Origin of the sequence: Rhodoblastus acidophilus (assembly GCF_025961575.1) — a bacterium.
GTDB classification, from domain to species: domain Bacteria; phylum Pseudomonadota; class Alphaproteobacteria; order Rhizobiales; family Beijerinckiaceae; genus Rhodoblastus; species Rhodoblastus acidophilus_C.
Window position 1 is genome coordinate 61,038 of record NZ_JAOQNX010000014.1, and the last position, 22,868, is coordinate 83,905.

General features: G+C 67.5%; 1 protein-coding gene. It reads right to left on the reverse strand.

Annotated elements, in window-relative coordinates; translation table 11 throughout:
• Positions 1-46: 46 nt before the first annotated feature.
• Positions 47-22,714 carry a right-handed parallel beta-helix repeat-containing protein gene (locus M2320_RS11620; RefSeq protein WP_264597412.1) on the reverse strand — a complete coding sequence of 7,556 codons (22,668 nt, stop codon included), beginning with the start codon at positions 22,712-22,714 and terminating at the stop codon, positions 47-49.
• Between the last annotated feature and the right edge of the window lie 154 nt (positions 22,715-22,868).

The following is a 22,868-nucleotide window of genomic DNA, read 5'->3' on the forward strand; positions in this document are numbered from 1 at the left end:
AACCACAGCGTAAAGCCTAAAGATTAACCTTTACGGTAAAATCCTCTCACTCCACCGCGATCCAGTCGACGACGCCCTGGTCCGAATGCGCGGACAGCGGCAGATCGACGCCGTCATCGTCTCCGGGGTCTTCTGGGTCTTGGAACCGGTCCTCGATCATGTCGTAGAGAACGAGGTCCGGCTTGCCGGCGCGCCGCGTGGCCAAGCCGCGCGCCAACGGCGCGAAGCCGATCAGCGCCGCCTCCAGCGCCCGCGAACGCGCGGCTTCGCCGAACATCCGGTCCAGGTCCGCGCGCGGCGAAGCCGGCGGCGCGCCCAGCATCAAGCCCAGTCGAGGCTCCCGCAAAGCGGCGCGCTCGGGCGTCGCCGCCGGCTGGCCCGCGCCGTCGTCGCGCGGCGGCGGCGCGCCAGCGCTCGACTCGGGCGCGTCGTCGCCGCCTCCGCCGCCGCCCGGCGATGCGTTCGCGCGGGGGATGGCGTGGAAGGCGACGCCCGATGAAGAGCTGACCGGAACAGAGACGAAGCTCAGGCCGCCCTCGGCGGCGCGGCTGGCGCCCGTCGGCGCCGGCGCGACGCTCGCCGCCGGAGCGCGGACGCTATCGGCGAGGACGACGCGCGCGTTTGCGCCAACCGGGCCGAGGCGCGTCCGTTCGACGGTCGCGTACGAGGTCCCGCGCGGACTGGCCGTTTCGCTTTGCGGCGGCGCGGCGGGCGCCGCCTTCGCCAGCGTAACGCGCGCGACGGGAACGGACGTCGCGGCGATCTCGGGCGCCGCAGAAACCGGCGCCGCTGGAACGCTCGGCTGTGGAGCCTGAGCAGGCGCGGCGACGAGACTCGCGGCGGCGACGGTCGGCGCGGCGTCGGCGGTCGAAAGCGTCACTGTCGCCGGCGCGGCGAAGGACATGATCGAGGCCGCCGCCAGGGGCTGGCCGGCCTTGGTGTAATAGGTCGTGCTCAGGACCGCGCCGTTCGCGGCATATTTGACCAGAACGGAGGCGTAGACCTGGGCGTTGTAGACGCCAGCGGCGAAGGTCTGAATGCTGTAGCTCAGGTCGGGGGCGACCACCTTCTTCTGGTGCAGCGCGCCGCCGACGGTGATGACATAGCCGCCGTTGGCGGAGAAGGTTTCCACCGCCGCGACCACCGGCGCGGCGCCGGGGGCGCTCACCCGCCACCAGGTCTCGCTGGTGCGCGCGCGGCTCGCATTATAGGCGATGTCGTAATAGCTGTAGCTGACGTTCCAGACCTGCCCGGGCGCATAGGTGCGATCGACATAGCTGCCGTTTGCGTTCACCGTCCTCGACTGGACCACCGCGCCATTGACCGTGAGCGTGTAGCCGATGTTGGGATTGGACCCGTTCTGCTGGTTGGTCCGCACCACCACCGCATGGCCGTTGGCGTCATACCAGATCTGCTGGGTGCGGAAGCCGGTCGGCAGATAATCGGATTCCGAGGAGGCGTAGGTCTGCCCCTGCATGGTCCCGCCGGCGGCGACGATTGCGGTCTTCACCGCGCCGTTCGCGTAAAAAGTCTGGGTCTGGGCGCTTGTGGCGTTGAACGGCAGAACCAGCGACAGGCCGGCGCCGCCGATCGCGGCGCGCTGCTGGGCGGTGAAGGCGGGCGCGGCGTCGAGCGCGTGCAACCGGGTCACGCCCAGCGCGGCGAGACCGGAGATTTCGGCGACGCTCAGGCCGGCGAGCGCGGCGGCCTTGTCGGCGACCACCAGCTTCGCGCCGGGGACATTGAGGGTCAACGCGCCGCTTTCCGCCTGCAGCGCCTGCGCGACGGTGATCTCGGCCGGATCGGTGGTGATGACGCCGACCGTCGGCGCGAGCGCGACGCCCGAGACTATTGCCGGATTGCCGTCGGCGTCGATGATGGCGGCGCCGTTGAGAACCAGGCCCGACACCGCCAGCGCCGGCGTGTCCTGACCCGCCCCGACCGTATAGTCGAAGGCCAGCGCCGCGCCGCCGAGCTTGGCGGAGGCCTGGGCGTCATAGGTTGCGGCGCCGCCATTGCCGAGGCTGAGCGTCGGACTTCCGCCCGAAACCGTGACCGGCTTGCTCAGGGTGACGACGATGGTGATCTTCGCCCCCGCGCCGAGCAGCGCGGCGCCGCCGGCGCTGACCGAGACGACCGATGGCGCGACCGTATCGACCGCGAAGGCGGCGGAGTCGGCGCCCGCGCCGGCGAAACCCTCGGCATGCCAGACGCCGGCGGTCACGCTTACCGAGGCGTTGTGGATGGCGACGCCGGAGGCGGCGGTGAAGGTCGCGGTATAGGTGAGGCCGGAGCCCGCGAGATGGCTCAGGGTTCCACCGGCGGCGGTCACATCGGCGAGCGTGAAATCGCTCGGCGCCTGGCTGAAGGCGAAGGTGACGGTGGTTGTGGGCTGCGCGAGCGTGAGCAGGGTCGCGCCGATCCCGACCGTCACGGTCGGCGTGATCGCCACAGTGATCGTGGCGGTCTTGGCGCTGGAAATGTCCTGTCCGCCATTGGCGGTTCCGCCGCTGTTCTGCACGGCGAAGCTGAAGCTCGCATAGGCCAGGCCAAAGCCGCCGGCGGCGGGCGTGAAGACCAGTTTCCCGGCGGCGATGTCGGCGGCGGCCACCGCCTGCCCGATCTGCACCGCCGCGCCCTTGTCGGTCAAAGCCCCGAGCGCGGGCAGGCTTTCGACGATCACCGCCTTGAGCGCGGTCGGCGCGCCGTTTTGCGCGTCCGAATAGGGGAAGTCCGAGAGCTTGAACACATAGGGCGTGTCGTGGGGCGTCGCGATCGTCGTGTCGGCGGTCGTCGGCGCCTGGTTCACGGTGATCACGCTCAGGCTGACGGTCGCCGGCGCGCTGGTGACGCCGGGATTGAGCGAACCGGGCGGGCTGCCGGTGTCCGTCCAGGCGAAGGTGAAGGAATCCGGCCCGGAATAGCCCGCGTTCGCCTTGTAGGAAAGGGTGTTCTGGCCGGTGATGGCGGCGACGCCGTGGGCCGGCTGGGTCACGATCGAGAGGACCAGCTGGTTCACCGGGGTCTGCACGTCGGAGCCGGTGACGGCGATCATTGTGGTCTGCCCGGCGATGGCCTGGGCGCTGGTCGGCGCGGCGATCGGCGGCTGCATCACCTTCGTGTCGTTGACGGTGATGGTGGCGACGGATTGCGCGAGCTTCGCGTCGACGACCGAAACCTTGATGATGTCGGCGCCGACATAGCCGAGCGCGGGCAGATAGGTGAAACTGCCGTTGGCGGAGTCGAAATTGACGATCTGGCCATGCGAGGGCGCCTGCGCGATGGCGTAGACGAGAGCAAGCCCCTGTGGATCGGTCGCGCCGATATTGACGACGAGCGGGGCGTTGTTCGGGGTTGTCAGGGTCTGGTCGGCGACGACCGGCGCCTTGATCGCGCCGCGGTCGATGGTGAAGGCGCGGACAAAAGCGCCGCCCGCCGTTCCGTTGCTGTCGCCGTCCAGCGCATTGCCGGAGGAATCGAGCAGGCCGCCGTTCTTGCTGACGGTGAGCTGGTAAAGCCCATCGCCGAGCGGCCCCTTGGCGAAGGCGAGAGTCACGCTCTGCGAGGACGAGGCGTAGACGACGACGAGCGGAATGGCGATGTCGTCGGCCGTGCCGAACTTGCCGTCGGGACCGGCGGCGACGAGCTGGTAATTGGCGGCGCTCGCGGCGCTGATCGGGTCGAGGGTTTCGGAGAAATTCAGGGTGATCGACGAGAAGGCCGCATCGGTCTTCGCGCCATTCGCCGGCAGGTTGGTCGCGCCGGTGATCACCGGTGGCGTCTTGTTGGCGGACGAGCCCTGGAATTCGATCGCGCCAATGTCGTTGGAGACGAATCCGAGGCTCTGGTTCGGGGTCAGCACGATCGCGCCGCTGTTCGACAGATCGGCCTGGCCGCTGGTCGACGCCAGCGTATAGATCACGCCGGTTCCCGCGGACACGCCGATGAGCCCGGTGACGCCGCTCGGGATCGTCCCATATTCGAGGGCGATGCTCCCGTCGTTCAAGCCGAGCTTGACGGCGAAATTGATCGTGGCCGAGGCGGAGTTTGCGCCGGCCTGGGTCGCCACCCAGCGGAAGGTCACGAAACCGGCGGCCGACGTGTCGACGTAAATTCCGCCATTGCGGGTGTCGGCCGTGCTCCAGAACGGCGCGATCATCGCCGTGGCGGCGAAATTCGCCTGGCTCGGCGCGACGCCGCCGATCTGGCCCGCGGCCGCCGCGCTGAAGAAGATCGCGCCGGTCGGGCTGAGATAGACGGTGGAATAGCTGACGCCGTAGAAGGTGAAGGGGGCGGACAGGTTATAGGCGACGGAGTAACCGGCGTAGCTCTGGGTTCCGCTCAGATAGGTTCCGGTCGGCAGGGTCGCGGGCGCGGCGGCGGTCGCCTGATAGAGCGGCTGGCCGGTCCCGGTATTGGCCACGGCGGGGTCGTCGTGACGCGGCTGGCCCAGCATGTCCGTGTTGCTCTGCAGATAGGCGTTGGCGGCGTCGATGGCGGGCGAATGGGCGCCGGGGGTGAAATCGTCGTCGGCGCCGCCGCCGAGCGCGGTGTCGAGGCCGCCGCGCACGCCGTCGGCGCCCGCGATGGCGATGAATTTGGGATCGCCCTCGACCGACCCGACGTTCTGGCCCGGCTGCCCCGTCTTCCAAGCCGCCAGGGTCGCATAGGCGGTCCCCGCAATATTGGCGGCCGTCGCCGCGCCATTGGCGCCGCGATAATAGAGATTGTATTGCGCGCTCATCGCGCCCGTGAATTTCGACGCCACATCGAGCAGCGCGCCGAGATCGCCCCAAACGATGTTGTCGGCGAAGACGACCGGAGCCGAGCCCCCCGAAATGTCGACGACGGTCCCGACCGACTGCCACAAAGTGTTGCCGATGATCTGCGTCTTTACCGAGGAATAGCCGTTGGTGAGGCTGACCGCGCCATTGGCGTCGTCATAGATCAGATTGTTCTGCAGGTTGAGCGCGCCGGCCGAGACCACCCCGACGCCGTTCGAATAGATGCGGTTGTTCAGGACTAGGCCGCCGTTGGCGTTCGTCGTGACGCCCGCGTCGCTGTTGGCGAAAATGCGATTGCCGGTCAGCGGCGAAATGGCGTCGCTCAGCGCCACGCCGTCGTAATTGCCGTAGATGATGTTGCCAGTGGCGACCGCGCCGCCGCTGAGCTTGAGGCCGACGTCGCTGCCGCCCGTCTGGTTGTAGATGGCGTTGCCGGTCACCCGCACATTCGCGCCATAGGCGTTGACGCCATAGGCGCTGGTGGTCGTCGCGCCATTGTTGAAGACATTGTTGCCGGAGACGGTCAGCAGCGGATTGGTCGGCGAACCCGTGTCGGTGGCGTCGATGCCGCCATAGGTGTTGTCATGGACGCTGTTGCCGGAGATCGCGCCGCCGGGGCCATAGACCGCTATGCCATAAGCCTGGCCGTAGATTTCATTGTCGAGGAGGCTCGCGGTCTGGCCGGTCCAAGCCGATCCCGACACATAGACGCCATAGCTGCTGTAGATGCCGCCCGCATCGAAGATTCGTGAATTCGCGAGCGTGAACTTGTCGCCGCCGCCCCCGACATAGACGCCGTAGGTCTGGTTGCCGCGGAAGACGGAATTGCGGATGACCACGCCGACGGCGCCGCTGTTGTCGTCGAGCGCCACGCCGGCATTGCCGTGAGCGAAGGTGAGATGGTCGAAGACGACATAGCTGGCGCCGGCGATCTCAACCGCATCGGCGGTGAGATTGGCGCGGTCGAGCGTCGCGGTTCCCGTCGTCGGCCCCTGGAAGGTGATGGTCTGGCCGATGCCCGCCCCCGTCCCGGAATCCGCGGCGGTGAGCAGCGCATTGCTGTATTCGGTGTAGACGCCGGCGTCGATATAGACGATGTCGCCGGCCTTGAGCGTATAGGCGCGCAGCAAGGCGCTGAGATCGGCCATGGGCGCGTCCGGCGTCTTGCCGGAGTTGAGATTGTTTCCGGCGGCGGTCGCATATTGCCAGGACGTGCTCGACGCCGGAGCGACGTAATAGAAATTGCCGGCGTTGGCGACGAGGAAATGGCGCGACAGGGCGGCGACGCCATTGACGGTCACCCGCACCTGCGCGGCATTGCCATTGGTCTGGAAATTGGGCGTCCAGGCCACGGCGCCGAAGCCATATTGGTCGATGGGCGCGGCGGCCGCGACCGTGTACCAGGCCTGTCCGTCGGGCGAAACCTCGACCCGCGCCGTCTTGCTCGCGGTCGACGCGGTGACCCTGCCCACCTCGATTCCGGACAGGAGCGCCGGATAACTGGCGGTGAGGCTGTCGAGTTCGATGGTGACGCCGGTTCCGCCGCTCGCCGTGGCCGCGAAGCTCAGATCGACCGCCGCATTGGCCTTGCCGCCCGCCGCCTTGACGATGTCGAAAGAGCTCGCGACCTTCACGCCGTTGATCTTGATGTCGAAGGCGCGCTGGCCGGCGGTCGCGCCGGCGATTTCGGCGAAATTCAGCGTCACCTGATATTGGCCGTCGGCCAGCGCCAGGGTGCGGACAATCGACGAGCCCACGCCATAGGCGCCGTAGAGCGCGCTTTGATACAGCGCGGCCGGCGCGCCGCTGGTGGAGGCCGACAGGTCGATCGCCGCAGCGGTCGAGAGCGTTCCATAGACCGCCGTGTCGGAGGCGAAATTGCTCTCCAGCGTAGCGCCGGTCAACGCCGGGCCGCCCTCGTTCCATTGCGCCGCCAACTCCAGGCCGCTGACGCCATGGGTGGCGAACGCAATGGTGGTGGCGACGCCCTGCTGCAATTTGGCGTCGAGCGTGGGGCTGTTTATCTGGATGACGACGGCGGGGCTCTGGGTGGCGCGGGCCGTGTCGCCGTCCATGCCGATATTGACGCGACCGCCATTATTGCCGGGCTCGAGATTGTAAGCCGACAAGGGGTTGCCGGCGTCGATCGCGGGCGAGCCCGCGCGCAGCGTGTAATCGCCCGACGCGGCGTCGGTGAATTGCGGATCGGCGGCGACGCCGTTGCAGTCGAGACCGGTTCCGAACATCCAGGCGTTGAAGTCGGAAATGGTCAGCCCCGCCCAATTGGCCATCACCGCGGCGCCGGAGAGATGGAACAGATTGTAGTCCGAGCGGAATTGCGCCTGGTTCGCCGCGGCCGCCGAATAGACGGCGCCGCCGGACAGCGCGAATATGTTGTTCTCGATCGTGACGGCGTTGGTCGATGCGTTCAGCACGGCGACGCCGGAGGCCTGCACGAAGGTGTTGTTGCGCAGGGTCAGCGTGTAATCGTTCTCAACCGCCGTCGTATTGTTCAGGAACAGATTGTTGGCGACCAGCGCGCCATAGACCGCGCTCTTCACCCCCACCGCATTGCCGATCAGCGTGTTGCCGGTGACGGCGCCGCTCGAATTGGTGACGTAAATGCCATAGGTCGTCGATCCCGTCACCCGATTGCCGGTGGCGACGGCGCCGTTGTTCAGCGAAATGCCCTGGGCGTTGTTGGTGAGAACATTGCCGGACACGGTGAAGGCGCCCGCAACGGAGATCGCGTCGGCATAGGTCGCGCCGGAAATCTGGTTGTTGACGACCTGCAAGACGGCGCCGGCCTTGCTGTAGGTGTAATTCAACAGAATGCCGCCGGAATAGGCGACATTGGTGGTCACGACATTGCTGTCGACGACGATCTTGGACGCAGCGCCAGAATCGACGTTTCCGTCGATGGCCATCCGGTTGTCGGTGAACGTGTTGCCGCTCAGGCTGAGCGAGGCGTCGCCGACAATGGCGACGCCCCGGTAGAGCCCGCTGAACGTGTTGCCGGAAATCGCGGCATTGCTCGAGACGTCGATGTAAAGGCCGGTGGCGTCGGCGTTGACCGGGCCGTGGACGGTCGATCCCGTCAGCGTGAACCCGGCCGCGCCGGCGCCGACGAACACGCCCTGGCTGGAAAAGCCGGAAATGTCCAGGCCCGAGAGGGTCACGCCCGCCGCGCCGGCGCCGCCGGCGACATTGAGCCCGGTGGCGCCGCCGAACACGGCGAAATTCTTCAGCGTGACGTCGTGCGCGCCGGCGAAGGTGAAGGCCGCCGTGCCCGCCGCGGTCGAATTGACCTTGAAGATCGTCGAGGCGCCCTGCCCCTCGATGACGACGGGATCGCCCGCGGCGCCGGAATCGTCCGCCGCCAGCGCGATCGCGGCCGGCAGAACATAGGTTCCCGCCGCGACATGGACGATATCGCCGGCCTTGAGATGATAGACGTTGAGCAGGGCCGCGAGGCTGGCCATGGGCGCGTCGGCCGATGCGCCGGTGTTGAGGTCGCTGCCGCTCGTGCTGACGTAATATTGATTGACCGCCGCGAGGGAGGTGAACGGGCTGATCGACACGTCGCTGACGCTCTGCGCGCCATGGCTGGCGACGATCTTCAGCAGCCCCTGCGTGGTCGCCTGGGTCGGGTTGAAGGTGAAGGATCCCGCGCCATAGGCGTCGAAGGTCAGGCCGCTCGCCACCTGGCTCCAGTTCACGCCATTGTCATAGGAGGCGTAGGCGATCCCGGTCCAGGTCGCCGCGGGATTGGCGAGCGCGATCTGGACGCCGTTGAGCAGGGGATAGCTGACCACGCCCTTCAATTGCAGGTTCAGCCCGCTCGCGCCGACGGTCGTGGTGAAGGTGAAGGCGACCGCCGTGTTTGCGGCCCCGGCCGCTTTGAAAATGTCGTAGCCCGAGGCCACCGTCACGCCATTGGCGACGATGTCGAACGTGCGCTGTCCCGCACCGCTCGCCCAGGGTTCGGAGAAGATCAGCGTGACCTGATAGGTTCCGGCGGCCAGCGGAATCGCATAGGCGCCGTTCGACGCGCTCGACCAATAGGCGAAGTTCTGCAGCATCGCCTGTGGGACATTGAGACCATTGGCGCTGACCGTCGTGCTGTTCGAAGTGTAGTTGGGCGTCGTGGTCGCATATTGCGCCGCCTGCCAGACATTGGAGGGATCGGCGCCCTTGAGCTGGCCCTCGTTTCCGGCGACCATCTGCAATACCGGGGTGACGGCGGAAAGTCCGGCCGAGGTGTAGGCGACCGTGACGCCCTGCCCCACCTGATAGCGCTGGCCGCCGGTCTGTCCGAGCAGCTGCACGATCTGCGCGGGTCCGGGATTGGCGAGCGCCGTTCCGCCCTGCGCGCCGATATCGATGCGCGACCCGTCGCCTTGCGGCTCCAGGGCGTAGATCAACGCGGGATCGCCGCGGTTGAGCGCGGGCGATCCGCTTTGCAGCGTGTAATTGCGGTTGGCGGGATCGACGAACAGAGGATCGGCGACAAAACTGTTGGCGTCCTGACCGACGTCGATCTTGAACAGAGTCAGGTCGGCGAAACTCTGGCCGCTCCAGGTCGAAATCTTCGCGGAGGCGTCGAGCTGGTAGAGATTGTAGTCGCTGACGAAGCCGACCTGGTTGGCGATGGGCGCAAGAATTCCGACCGCGCCATTCGACAGCGACAGGATATTGTCCTCGAAACGTGTGGCGGCGGCGCCGGTGGTGGCGAGATTGAGCGCCCAGCCGCCGCTCTGCAGAATCGTGTTGTTGTCGATCGTATGCCGCGCGCTCGACGAGTACTGCCCGACCTGGATCGCGTCGGCATTGCCGTAGAGCGTGTTGTTGTTGAAGGTCGTGTCCGAGCCGTCGAGGATCGCGCCGACCGTGGTGTTGTTGTAAATGGCGTTGCCCAGCGCCTTGCCCGAAGATAGGAGCAGGCCCGTGACATTGCCGTAGACGATGTTGTTCTGCGCGACGCCGGTGGCGCCGCCGATGCGGATGCCGATGTCGCTGGAATAGATGGTGTTGTTCTGCGCCAGGGCGCCGTCGTCGACAATCAGGCCGCCGCCATAGGAATTGCCGGCGACCTGGTTGTGGATGACGTTGTTCTGCGCCACCATCAGGCCATTGTAGCCGGAGATCTCGAGGCCGTGCGTCGCGCCGCTCGCGTCGATCGTGCTGTTTTCGATCAGGCCGTTGCCGCCAGAGAAGCTCGCGCCATAGTTGGCGCTGCCGCCGCCCGTTATGATGACGCCGTTGACGAGGACATTGTTTGACCACTCCGCTTGCAGCCCACTCGCGCCATAGGCGAGCGCGGTGAGCGTGTCGTTGGCGATGGTCGCATTGTCGGCATATTTGAGATGGACGGCGCTGGTTCTCGCGGACGTGCTGATCGTGGTGTTGGCGATCGTCGCATTGCTGGCGGAGGAGATGTAAACGCCTTCCGCGCCGCTGTTGGTGAGCGTCGAATTGATCAGCGTGAAATTATTGTCGCCCGCGCCGGCGTAGACATTGTTGACATTGCCGTCGAGCGTCGTGTTCTGCACCGTAATGCCGGTGCTGCCCGCATTGTCCTCGAGTTCGACGCCGGCATAGCCGTTCTTGATCGTCAGATTGGACAGGACGACATGGGTCGCGCCCTTGAAATCGAAGGCGTAAAAGCCCGCGGTGGTCGCTTGCCGGTCGAAGGTCGCGCTCAGGCCGCTCTGCGTCGGCCCCTGGATGGTGACGGGCGCCGTCGCCGTCCCGGCGATCGCCGAGCCGAACACCAAATTGTTGCTGAGCGCATAGGTCCCGGCGTCGACATAGACGATGTCGCCGGCTTTGAGCGTATAGGCCGACAGCAGAGCGCCCAGGCTGGCGAAGGGCGTCGCCGCGGTCAGGCCGCCGCTCGCCCCGTAAGCCGTGTCGCTGCCCGCCGCCGTGGTATATTGCCCGCCGGTCGCGGAGGCGTTGACATAGTAAACATGCACCGGCGCGGCGATGGCGAAGGCCGAGGATTCGCCGAACAGGCTCGGCGTCGTCAGCGAGGCGACCCGGACCACATAGGTCGAGCCCGGCGCGAAAACCTTGCCGTCGATCGTCCAGGAATAGGTTCCGCTGTCCGCGACATCGGCGGCGAGCACCTTGGTCACGCCGCCCGAGCTCACCGAAATCGACACATCGCCGGCGATATTGAAGGCGGTCCAGGAAATCGTGACCGTATTGCCCTGGGTCAGCAGGGCGCCGGCGGAGGGCGCGTTCACCTTGATGAAGGCGGCCGGCGTCAGCGAGCTTTCCGTCGTTGCGCCATAGGCGCCGATTTCGACCACGCCGCCATTGGGCTGCGGCTGGGCCCCGATGGGGGTCGCGGGATCGCCGGCGGCGACGCCCGGCGAGGAGGCGGAATCTGCGACATAGGCGCCGGTCGGCAGGACCGGCAAGCCATTGGCGCCGGGAACGACGGCGAGCGAGCCGCCGTGGTCGCTGCCCTGCCGGCTCTGCAGATGGAAATCGTCCGCCACCCCGTTCTGGGTCGGCGAGAGATAGCCGGCCGACGCGGCGCCGCCGGTCGGATTGACGAACAGGGGATCGCCGGCGAGCGAATGCTTGTCCTGGGCGGTGACCGCCGACCAGATCGCCAGCGTGGCGCCGCCGCCGCCGAGCCAGGAGCCCACCTTGCCGGAGCCGCTGGTCTGGAACAGGTTGTAATCCGAGTTGAAGCCGGATTGCGAGGTGTTGGAGACGAACAGGCCGGCGCCCGCCAGGGCGACGACGATGTTGTTGCGCAGCGTCGCCCCGGTCGAGTCGGCGTCGAGCACGATGGCGCCCGTGTCATAGTTCGAATAGGTGTCGCTGACCTTTCCCGCGGTCGGCTCATAGACCGTGTTGTTGGTCAGCGTGGCGTTGGCGGCGCTGTAGAGCAGGATGCCGGCATAGCTGTTGGCATAGACGAGATTGTTGGCGAGCGTCACGCCCGAGGCGGACACGATCACGCCATAGGCGTTGGAATAAAGCGTGTTGCCGCTGACCGTGGCGCCGGTCGCGCTGACGCTCAGCCCCGGCCCGGCATTGTTGAAGATGCGGTTGCCGCTGACGGGCGCGGCCTGCGTCCCGTAAATCTTGACGCCGCGGCTGTTGCCATAGACCAGATTGTCCGCGAACGAGCCGGAATAGACTTCCGCGACGGAGGCCGCGCCGCTGGTGTTGGAGAACACATTGCCGACAATCCTGGCGCCGGAGCTGGACAGAGCCTGGTTCGCGCTTCCGGTCACGACATTGCCATCTCCGAGATTGGCGTCGCCGAACACGATGCCGGAGCCGTTGAGATAAACGCCGGTTCCGTTGCCGGAGAAGGTCGATCCCGTGATGACGGAGTCGCCGTAGAGATAGAGATAGGCGCCGTAATAGCTGTCGTTGCTGAAGCTGGAATGGGTGATGCGGGCGATGCTTTCCGAACCGGTGTTCGGATAGGCGTAAAGCCCGTATTGCGCGCCCGATTGGACCATATTGCTGATCGCGCCGATCACCCCGTTGAACAGCAGTCCGTACTGTCCCGTATTGGTCGCGGTGAAATGGTCGAGCGTCCCGGCGGGCGAATTGGTGGTGACGACGAAGCCGGCGTAGGACTGGCCGGTCGCGGTCAGATAGGAGGCGTTGAACGTGTTGGAGCCGTTGTCGACCAGCAGGCCCTCGACGCCGCCGGTCAGCGTCAGATTGTTCAACGTCACATAGGAGGCGTTGGAAATGTGGATCAGCGCCTGCGGCGTGATCAGCGGATTGGCCTGATGCAGGTTGACCACGCCCTTGGTCGCGCCCTGGATTGTGAAGCCGCTGTCGAGCCCGTAGCCCAGATCGGTCGCGCCGGACAGAGTGAGCGGCGCGATCAGCGGGTAGTCGCCCGCGGCGATGTTGACCGTCGCGCCGGCGCCGATCGCATAGGCGCGGAACAGGTTCGAGGGATTGGGCAGCGCCGAATCCGCGGACACGCCGGTGTTGCGGTTGGAGCCGCCATCGGCGCTGGTGGCCACATAAAATTGCGACCCGACCTTCGGGACCGCGAAAGTTTCCTGCGACAGGTCGAACACGCCGGGATGGGCGACGCTGGCAATGCGGATGCGCAGGCCGCTGGTTCCCGGCTGGACGCCCGCGAGGCTCGGCGACCACGCGTAAGAGCCGGTGTCGGGCGTGGAGGCGGCGATGGTCGACAGATAGGCCGGACCGTTGGGACCGTCCCGCCAGAGCTCGAGGCGCACAGGCTGCCCGGTCGCCGCGCCATAGGCGTTCCAGGTGATGAACATGGGCGCGTTCGCCACCCAGTTCAGATAATATTGGGGCGATTGCAGCTGGATGCGGCCGAGGGTGGCGAGATCCGGCAGAACGTCCGGCGCGGTGCGCAGGCCCTGGTCCTGGCCCAACCCTTGCGGCAGCACGGTGAGGAACGGATTGTCGAGCCAGCCGCCGGCGCTGGAATCGGTCTTGGCGACGCTGAACAGATATTCGACGGAGCGCGCCCCCGAGGGCGCGACAATTGTGTCGAACACGCGCGTCCAGGCGGCGGCGCTGGCGCCGGTCGCGGGGATGACCACGGCATTGCCGATCGCATTGCCGCCGGCGTCGAGGAAGAGGACGGAAATCTGCGCCGCCACCGCGGCGCTGGCGGCGCCGACCTGTCCGCCGAAGGCGACCTGGACCGAGCCGGCGTCGATCTCGCTGGCGGTGACGCCGTTCTGCAGCAGGCTCACCGTCTGCTGCAACACCGTATTGGCGCTCGCGCCGGATTGATATTCCGCCGCGCCATTCCAGGGGGTCAGCGGCGCCGTCACGGTCGAGCCGCCCGCCGTGGCGATCCAACCGGTCAGCCCGTTGGCGAAGCCGCTATTCACGAGCAGATTGGCGGCGCCGGTAAAGCCGTAGAAACGTCCCGCGGGATCGCCGCCGTCGATGGTCGGGTCGGTCGCCTGCAGCCCGGTGACCGGCGGCCGGGTGACCAGGAAACCATATTGATCCACGCCGAAATGCGGCTCGGCGTAGGACGGATTGACCTTGGTGGCGCCGATCGAATGCAGGTCGTAGATCGCCACATCGTCGCGCCAGTCGAGAATGTCGGTGAAATATTTCGTCCAGTAGACGATGGTCCCCGCGCCCGTGGCGTAGAGATTGTTGTGGTCGGACCAGAATCCGGTCTGGCTGTCGTTGGCGACGTAAACGCCCGTGCCGCTGTCCGTCCAGATGATGTTGGAGACGAGCGCCACATCCTTGGCCGCGTTCTGCAGGTGGACGCCGTCGCCGATATAGGAGTGGATGGTGTTGCCGGCGATCTGCACGCGCGCCGCGCCCGACACGAGAATGGCGTCCTGCGTGTTGCCGACCAGCTGGTTGCTGTAGATGTTCAGGCCATCGGTCGCGGCGACGCCGACGCCATTGTCGTCGATGCGGTTGAACTGGACGAGGCCGGTGAAGCCGCCGACGCCGGTCGCATTATAGCTGATGATGTTGTAGAGGGCGGCGCTGGTCCCGCCGATCACGCCGGAGCCGGACAGGCCGGTCGCGTTGGCGATGATGATCTGGTTGATCACCTGCGCGGCGGTCAACTGCACGCCGACCACGTTGCCGGTGATGGTGTTGGGCTTGGAGCCCGCGACGGCGCCGAACAGGGTCGCGCCATCGGCGATGGTGGTGGCGACGCCGACCGCGCCGCCGTGGATCCGGTTGCTCGCCAGCGCGGCGGCGGCATGATAAACCACCACCGTCCCGCTGGCGGAGAGGTCGTTGTCGTGGATCAGGCCGCTGAAGGCGGCGCTCAGGGTCAGCGCGGTCGCGCCGCCGGCGAAGGTGTTGGCGAAGATCTCGCCGCCCGAGGCCGTGGCCACGGTCAAGGATTGCAGCGCATTGCCGCGCATCGCCAGATTGGCGGCGCCGTCGAGCGTCACGCCGGCGAGCCTGTTCTCGGCCAGCGTGACATGAGCGGTGGAATGGATCGTCACGGCGCCGGTGACGATCAGATTGCGCAAGGTGACGCCGGTCGCGCCCTGGATGGTGATGTCCTGGGCGAAGACCGCGCCGTCGACCCCGGCGATGGTGACGCCGGCCGCCGAGGCGCCGAGGGTCAAAGCGGTGTCGGACGTCGCGCCCGCCACCAGGATGAGATCGCCGGAATGGACATTACCGCTCGCCAGCAGCGAGGCGATGGTGGTCGCGCCCTTGGCGACGAACATATGCGCCGCGCCGGTCGCCCCGGCCCGGGCGACAACGCCGGCGCCGCCCTGGTTCTGATAGGCGAGGAAGGCGCGCCCGCCCGCGTCGAGCGACGCGGACAGCGAGGTCGGAACGCCCGCGAGCTGGCCCACGCCCGTTCCCGCGACGTCGGAGGGCTGGGCCGCGACAAAAGCCTTGCCGTTCCAGTTCGCGGCGCGCAAAGCGTCGATCTGGCCGCCGGCGGTCTGCTGCGTCGAGGTCCACAGCAGCGTCAGCGCCGCGCCATTGGAGGCGAGCGTCGGCGTGGCGACGGTCTCGCCGAGATTGGTGAGGCCGAGCTTGCTCGCCGCCCCGGCGCCGGCGGGGCTCCAGGCGCCGCCCGACCAGACTTCTGCGTAAAGCGCGGAATCATAGCTCGTCGTCACATCCTTCTGCGCCCAGGCGATGAACAGCCCGCCATTCGCATAGGCGAGGCTCGGCGCCTGGCTGAAGGAGGCGTCCGGTCCGGCCGCGGTCGCGGCGTTGGGGGGCGGGAGCGCCGTCCAGGCGCCGGCGCCATATTGCAGAACATGGAGGGCGAAGCCGTTGGCCGCAGCGAGCGAGAAGCCGACCGCGACATTCGCCCCGGAGGCGGCGACGGAAAAATCCTCGCCGACGCCCGAGCTTCCCGCGAGCGCGCGGCTGGCGCCCAAATTGACCCAGTTGGCGCCGTCGAACCGCAGCGCGTCGAGCGACGCCTGCCCCGATGAATCGCGCCACACCACGACGGGACCATTGGCCGTGGCCACGACGCGCGCGTCGTCATAGGCGCCGAACCCGCTGATCCCTCCGGAAGCGAGCGAGCCGCCGAGGGCGATCCAGCCGCCGGCGCCGCCATTGGCGCTGGCGCTCCAGGTCGCCGCCATGATCGCGCGTCCCGAGGCCGACGTCGCCGTCCACGCCACCACCGGCGCGCCATTGACGATGGCGATGGCGGGATGGCTGGCGGCGGTTCCGGCCAGGCCGAGGCCGAGCCCCGTATCGCTGCCGCCGAAGGCGGTCCAGACGCCGTTGATGTCCTGGGCGACGTAAAGCCCGCGCCCGCCGGCGTTGGTCTGGGTCCAGGCGAGCCAGGGACCGTTGGCGTCCGCCGCGATGACCGGCGTGGAGGCGTCGGCGCCAAGCTGCACGCCCGCCGTTCCAAGGATCGGGCTCCACCAGCCGTCCGCGACGCTGTCGCGCGGCAGCGCCACTTTCGGCGTCGCGGCGACGAGGCTCGGCGACGACAGGCTGTCGCCGGTCTCGCCGGAATTGGCGACCAGCGTGTCGGTCTTGTGGGCGGAGGAATCGGTGAGGATGTTGCTGGCCGCGCCGCCGATCAGCGTGTCCTGGCCCGAGGAGCCGACCAGGCTGTCCTTGCCGGTCGAGCCGACGATCACGTTCGGTCCGCCGCCGCCTTCGGCATAATTGCCGCCGCCGCGCAATTCGATCCGATCGGCGCCGGCGCCGCCGTAGATCGAATCGCCGCCGCCGTCGGAGCCGATGATCACGTCGCCGGAATCGCCCGCATGGACGATGACGCCGGCGCCCGGGCCGGCCTGGATATAGCTGGCGACGCCGCCGCCCTGGATGGCGCGCGTCCCCGTTCCGCCGTAAATCGTGTTGGCGCCGGCGCCGCCGGTGAGCGAATCCGGGCCCGCGCCGCCGTAAAGGGTGACGCGCTGGTTGGTCGGTCCGGTGTTGGGCGCGGCCACGCCCTTGGTGAGCGCGCCGAGCGCGCTGAGCGCGAAGGTGAGGCCGGCGTGGTCGCCGAAGATTTTCGTCGCGCCGCCGCCCGAATGCAATTCGCTGTCGCCGAGCGCGCCATAGACGCTGTCGCCGCCGGCGCCGCCGTAGACGGTGACCTTGCCGGTCCCGCCGACGATCAGATTGCCGCCGCCGCCGCCAAAAATCGTGTCGTTGCCGGCGCCGCCGATGATCGTGCTGGCGAGGCCGCCGCCGTAGATGAGATTGTCGCCGCCGCCGCCCTGGATCAGGGCGTGGCCCGCGCCATCGGCGATGAAATTGTCGCTCTGGCCGCCGAAGATGACGTTCTTGCCGGCGCCCGCGACGATCGTGTCGGCGCCCGCGCCGCCATAGATGTAATTGTCGCCGTCGCCGACGCTGACATTGTCCGGACCGGCGCCGCCATAGACGGTGTTGGAGCCGTCGCCGAGCGCGATATATTCCTTGCCCGAGCCCGCCGTGACCTTGTTGGCGCCCTTGCCGGCGCGGATGATGTCTGAGCCGGCGCCGCCGAAAATGGTGTTCTTGCCGTCGCCGGCGTCGATCACATTCTGGCCGCCGGCGACCATGATGAGATTGTCGCCGGTTCCGCCGGTGATGGTGTTGTCGCCGGTCCCGGTCGAGATGGTGGCGGAGCCGATGCCGCCGAAGATGATGTTGGCGCCGTTGCCGGCGACGATGCTGGCGTTGCCCGTTCCGCCGTAAATGGTGTTCTGGCCGGAGCCGACCACGATCGTGTCGTTTCCGGTTCCTCCATAGACGGAATTATTGCCCCAGATGATGTTGGCGCCGTCGCCGGCGACGATGGAATCGTTGCCGGCGCCGCCGACGATGGAATTGCGGCCGGCGCCCGCGAGGATGGTGGTGTTCCCGGTTCCGCCGAGGATGGTGTTGGCGCCGTCGCCCACCACGATCAGGTCGTCGCCGACGCCGCCGAAGATGGTGTTCGCCCCATTGCCGGCGCGAATCGTGGTGTTTCCGGTTCCGCCGACGATACTGTTGGCGCCGGTCCCGCCGATGAGCGAACCGGCGCCTGAGCCGATCGCGCCGGCGACGATCGAATCGTCGCCGGTTCCCCCCGTTATCGAATTGGCGCCGACGCCGACAATGATGACGTCGCCATGTGTGGCGACGCCGCCAATGATGCTGTTGTCGCCGTCGCCGGCCCTGATCGTGGTGTCGCCGGTTCCGCCGAAAATGGTGTTGGCGCCGTCGCCCGCCACGATGGAATCATTGCCGGTTCCGCCGGTAATGGAATTGGCGCCGGTCCCGCCAAGCCCCGCAACGATCGTGTCATTGCCGATGCCGCCATAAATGGTGTTGGCGCCGGTTCCCGCGGTGATCGACGCATTGCCGACGCCGCCATAGATCGAGTTCGCGCCGTTGCCGGCCAGAATCGTGTTGGCGCCGTGGCCGCCGACGATGCTGTTGGCCCCATTGCCCACACTGATGCTGTAATCGCCGACGCCGGCGCGGATGGTGTTGGCGCCGTTCCCGCCGGTGATCGTGTCCTTGCCGACGCCGCCGGTGATGGAATTGGCGCCGTCGCCGACCGAAACGGAATCCTGGCCGTCGCCGGTGGCGATGATATTGGCGCCGCCGCCCGCGCTGAACACGTCGGCGCCGGAGCTGCCATAGACCGTGTTCGAGCCGACGCCCATCGCGATGATGTCGCTGACGATCGGATTGCCCTTGGGGTCCACGCCCGTATCGCCGCTCGAATCGAAGGACGCGCCGTCATAGCCGCTCGCCACCGGCTTGCCGTTGATGTCGAACAGCTGACCATTGCCGCCGTAGATCGTGCTGGTGGCCGCGCCGCCGGTGATCTTGTCGTCGCCGGTTCCGCCCTCGATCAGGTTGTGGCCGTATTCGGCGGTGATCTTGTCGTTGCCGGCGCCGCCCAGAATGGTCGAATTGATCGGCGTCTTGCCGTCGGCGTCGAGCAGCTTGCCGACGAAAATCTGATCGTCGCCCTTGCCGCCGTCGAAGAAGACGCCGGTGACGTTGGAAAATCTCTTGCTCGCGCCGTTGGCCGCGACCTGGATGACGCCGGGGGACACCTGCGTGACCGAGAACTTGTCGTTCTTGTCGTAGGTCGCCGGCGTGACCGTGCCGAAGCCGCCGGTCAGATTCGGGTCGGTCTGCAGATAAGCGCGCGGGCCCGCGTTGAGATAAACCACGCCAGTCGCGGCGTCCTGGTCGGCGATGTCGGGAGGCGGTCCGTCGTTGGGGAATTTGAACAAAGTGACATTGATGATCGGAATGTCGATCGTGGTCAGGAACAGGTTGATGTCGACGCCGACCTGGAGATCGACCTCGGCCTGGGTGGTGATCAGCGCGCCGAGGTCGCCGCCGGCGGCGTTGAACGCGTCGAGCCGCGTCTTGCCGCCGACCCCCGCCGGCGAGAAGGCGATGCCGCCGTCGAGACCGCCGTAAATGCCGATGACGCCGGCCGCATTCGCAGTGAGGTTGAGGCCGAGCTCGAGCTTGAGCTTGGTGCCGGCGTCGTCGATGTAAAAACCGTCGCTGATGCTGGCGGCGTTGCCGGTCTGGGCGTATTCCTCCAGCCCCTTGGTGTCGTAGCCGAACTTCAGGCCGAAATCGAAGGTGAAGTTGACCTGGAAGCCGATCATCAGCCCCGGGAAAGCCGGGAAGGGAAATTCCATGCTCACGAGCGGCGCGGTGATGCTGCCCGAGCCGAGATCCGCGACGACGAGATTGCTGTCCTGTTTCAGGAACAGATCGGCGACCACCCTGGCGGGATTGTCGAGGATCGGCAGCGAGACGCCGGCGAGCGCCGCCACGCTCTCGAGGCTCTGCACGGCGGAATCCAGGCCCGTCGAGCCGCCGGAGAACAGCCCGGCGAACGTCGTGTCCAGAACGCCCGAAAGTCCGCCGGGCGAATCGATCTGGCCGGCATAGGCGCTCAGGTCGAGCGTGCCGAGATTGATGGCGGCCTTGTCGTCGGCGAGCCCCTGCAGGGCGTTCAGGAAATTGTCGACCTCCCCGACTTTGTTGAGGACCGCCACAATGTCGGAATCGCCGAAGCCCGAGCTCTCGCCCGCCATGAAGGCGGCGATGTTGATCAGATTGGCCGACTTGCCGAAAATATCGGATAGAAGCGGGAGCGGCGCGGTGACGAAATCGGTGACCGGCTGGATCGCGGCCAGGATCGTGTCGAGCGGCTGCAGATCCTGGGCCAGCTGGGAGGCGATGCCGGACAGGCCGAGGCTGATGTTGGCGATCTTGAAATCGGGCGCGGGATTGTCCTGCGACCAGGCGCCGAGGATTTCCGCGCTCAGGCCCAGCGTGGTGTTGTCGACCGCGCCGCCGTTGAGGACGAAGCCCATGGACGCCTGGAGGTCGACGCTGGCCTTGAAGCCAGATTCCGACACCGTCGGGCTGACCGAGAGCGCCGAACCCTGCAACGCGGTTCCGACGCCGAGCGCCAGGGTGAACGTGTCGGAAACGCCGGTCGTTCCCTTGCTGTTGTCCTGCGTCAGCGCCGCCTTGAGATCGCCGAACGAGCCGGTCAGGCTGGTTCCGTCGGCGATGGAGGCGCCGATGCTGACCGCAAGATTCGACTTGGGCGTGACATAGCCGCGGTTGGACGCGTCCACGCCCAGCGCCAGGGTGAGGCTCCAATTCACCGAGGCGGTCAGGCCGAACGGCGCGTCAGGCGAAAACAGCGCCGAAAGTCCCAGGCTGGCGGCGACCGCAGCGCTGATCTCCCCTCCGAGCGGCAGCAGGTAGTCGATCTTGTCGAAGACGTGGCCGGAGGCGACATCGGCGGCGCTCACGACGGCGCCATGGTCGAAATATTCGATGACGATGTCGGAGGCCTGCGTCGCCGCGGTCTTGCCGTCCGACTTGTACAGCACGCTCTTGAGGTCGTTGAACAGCAGCGTCTGCACCGCCGACGCGCCGACCGCCGTCGCCGAATTGGCCAGGGCTTGCGCGGCGCCGGTCAAGAAGCCGCCGGTCAGCGCGCCTTGCGCCAGCGCGGAGCCGAGCAGCGGCAGCGCATTATAGGCCGACGCGTCGAGATCGCTCTGCAACGCGTCCAGGAAGGTGGAGAAGGCTTCGGACAGGGCGGCGCTGGTGACGAAACTCGACGAATTCCCCGCCGCCGCCGCCTTGAGCCCGGCGTCGAGGGTGAGACTGGCGGCCAGGCCGGTCTGCGCGCCGCTGTCGGTGAGATGCAGCGCCTGGGCGCCGGTGAAATCGCCGGATTTCGACACGACCTTGGCGTCGACGACGCCGACCGGCCCGGTCAGCGCGGCGGCGGCGACCGGATTTTGCGCGGTTTGCGCCTTGAGATCGGCGTCGGTGATGCGCCCGGTATGGTCGGGATCGCCAAGGGTCAGGGTCAGGCCGGCGTTGACGGTGGCCGAGCCCGATTGCAGCGTCGTGTCGGTGTGGCCGACGGTGAGGCCGCCGGACAAAGTGGAGGCGATCGCGACCGTTTCCGCCGCCTTGCCCGCCGCATTGACGAAAAAGGCGCCGGCCGCGGTTGCGCCGAAGGTGAGCGCCAGCGTCGTCGTCGTCGCCGAGGTCGCGGCATGGCCAGCGCCAGCGTCGAAGGCCAGCAGCACGCCGCTCTCGTTGGCGAGGTCGATCGACAGGCCGGTCAGCGGCGCCGGGGTGCGCGTCACCGTGAGCGCGATCTCGCGGGCGCCGTCCGCGGCCTCCAGCGCGACCGCATTGACCTTGGTGACCGCGCCATGGGCGTCCACGCCCGCGGGCGTGGCGTTGAGCGCGGCGGCGAGCCCGTCGATGGTGGGCGCGGCGGCGGCGGCGAAATAGCTCTTGATCTCCGCGACGACGAGCGTCAGCGGATCGCCGACTCCGCCGAAGTCGCCCAAAGTCTTGCCGACAAAGGGCAGCGCCGTATGGGCGGCGGCGGTGGCGTCCTGCCCCAGCGCCGTCTGCAGGTCCTGCAGGCCCGCGGCGATCGCCGCGCCATCGCCGGTGAGATCGCCCGTCGCCGCCGCGCGCAAGGCCGCGTCCAGCGTCAGCTTCGCATGGGCGCCGGAGGCGCCGGGCGCGTCGCTGAGGCTGAAGGCCTGGGTTCCGGAAAAGGCGGTCGAGGTCAGGCTGGCGGTCACCGCGCCGGTCGGTCCGGCGGTATGGTCGGCGACGACGAGGGTCTGGCTCGCCGGGGCGTTGACGGCGGCCTGAAGCGCCGCGTCGCTGACCCGCCCGGTCCCGTCGGGATTGGCGATCTTCGCCCCGATCGTGGCCGACGACTGGCCGCTGGCGCCCGCCGCCATCGCCGTGTCGACATGGCCGACGGTCAATCCGCCCGCGAGCGACGCCTGGGCCGCGACCGTTTCGGCGCCGCCGCCCCCGGCCGCCACAAAAAACGCATTGGACGCATCGACGCCAAGCGTCAGCGACAGAGTCGTCGTCGCCGTAGAGGTCGCCGCTTTGGTCGCGCCGGCGTCGAACGACAGGCCGAGGCTGCTTTCGCCGCTGAGATCGAACACCAGGCCCGCCAGCCCTGCGGTGGTCTGGACCACAGACAGCGCGATCTCCGGATCGCCATTGGCGGCGGAGGCGACGGCGGCATTGACCTTGGTGGTGACGCCATGGGCGTCGGGGGTCGCGGGAATCGCGTTGAGCGAGGCGGCGAGACCGGCGAAGCTCGCATTGGCGCCGGCGCCGTTGAGATATTGGTTGGCTTGCGCGATCACCGTCGCCAGGGGATCGCCGAGCTTGCCGAACTCTTCAATGGCGCGGTGGATGAAGGGCAAGGCGGGATCGCCGCCCGCCGCCTGCCCGGGCAGGTCGAGGGCGGCCTGCAGGTCGCCGAGCCCGGCGATCAGCGCATGTCCGGCGGCGACGTTGAGATCGGCTGAAAGCAGCAGGCGCGGCTCCAGCGCATCCACGGCGAACCGGCGCGCATGGGCTTGCGCCTCCGCGCGCGCCCCGCGTCGCGCGGCGCCCAGAGGCTTGCTTGGAGTGCCACCGATCTTTCCCATTGGCATGCCCTGGCTGCGACCAAAGGAGGAGCGTTGAAGCCGATGGTTCCGCAACGAAATTCCGTTGTAAAGATGAAATATATTGCGCTTTTCAAGCAGCACACGCAGCGCGAGTTTCACAAATTCTTGATCTTTTTGGCAACGTTGCGGAAAC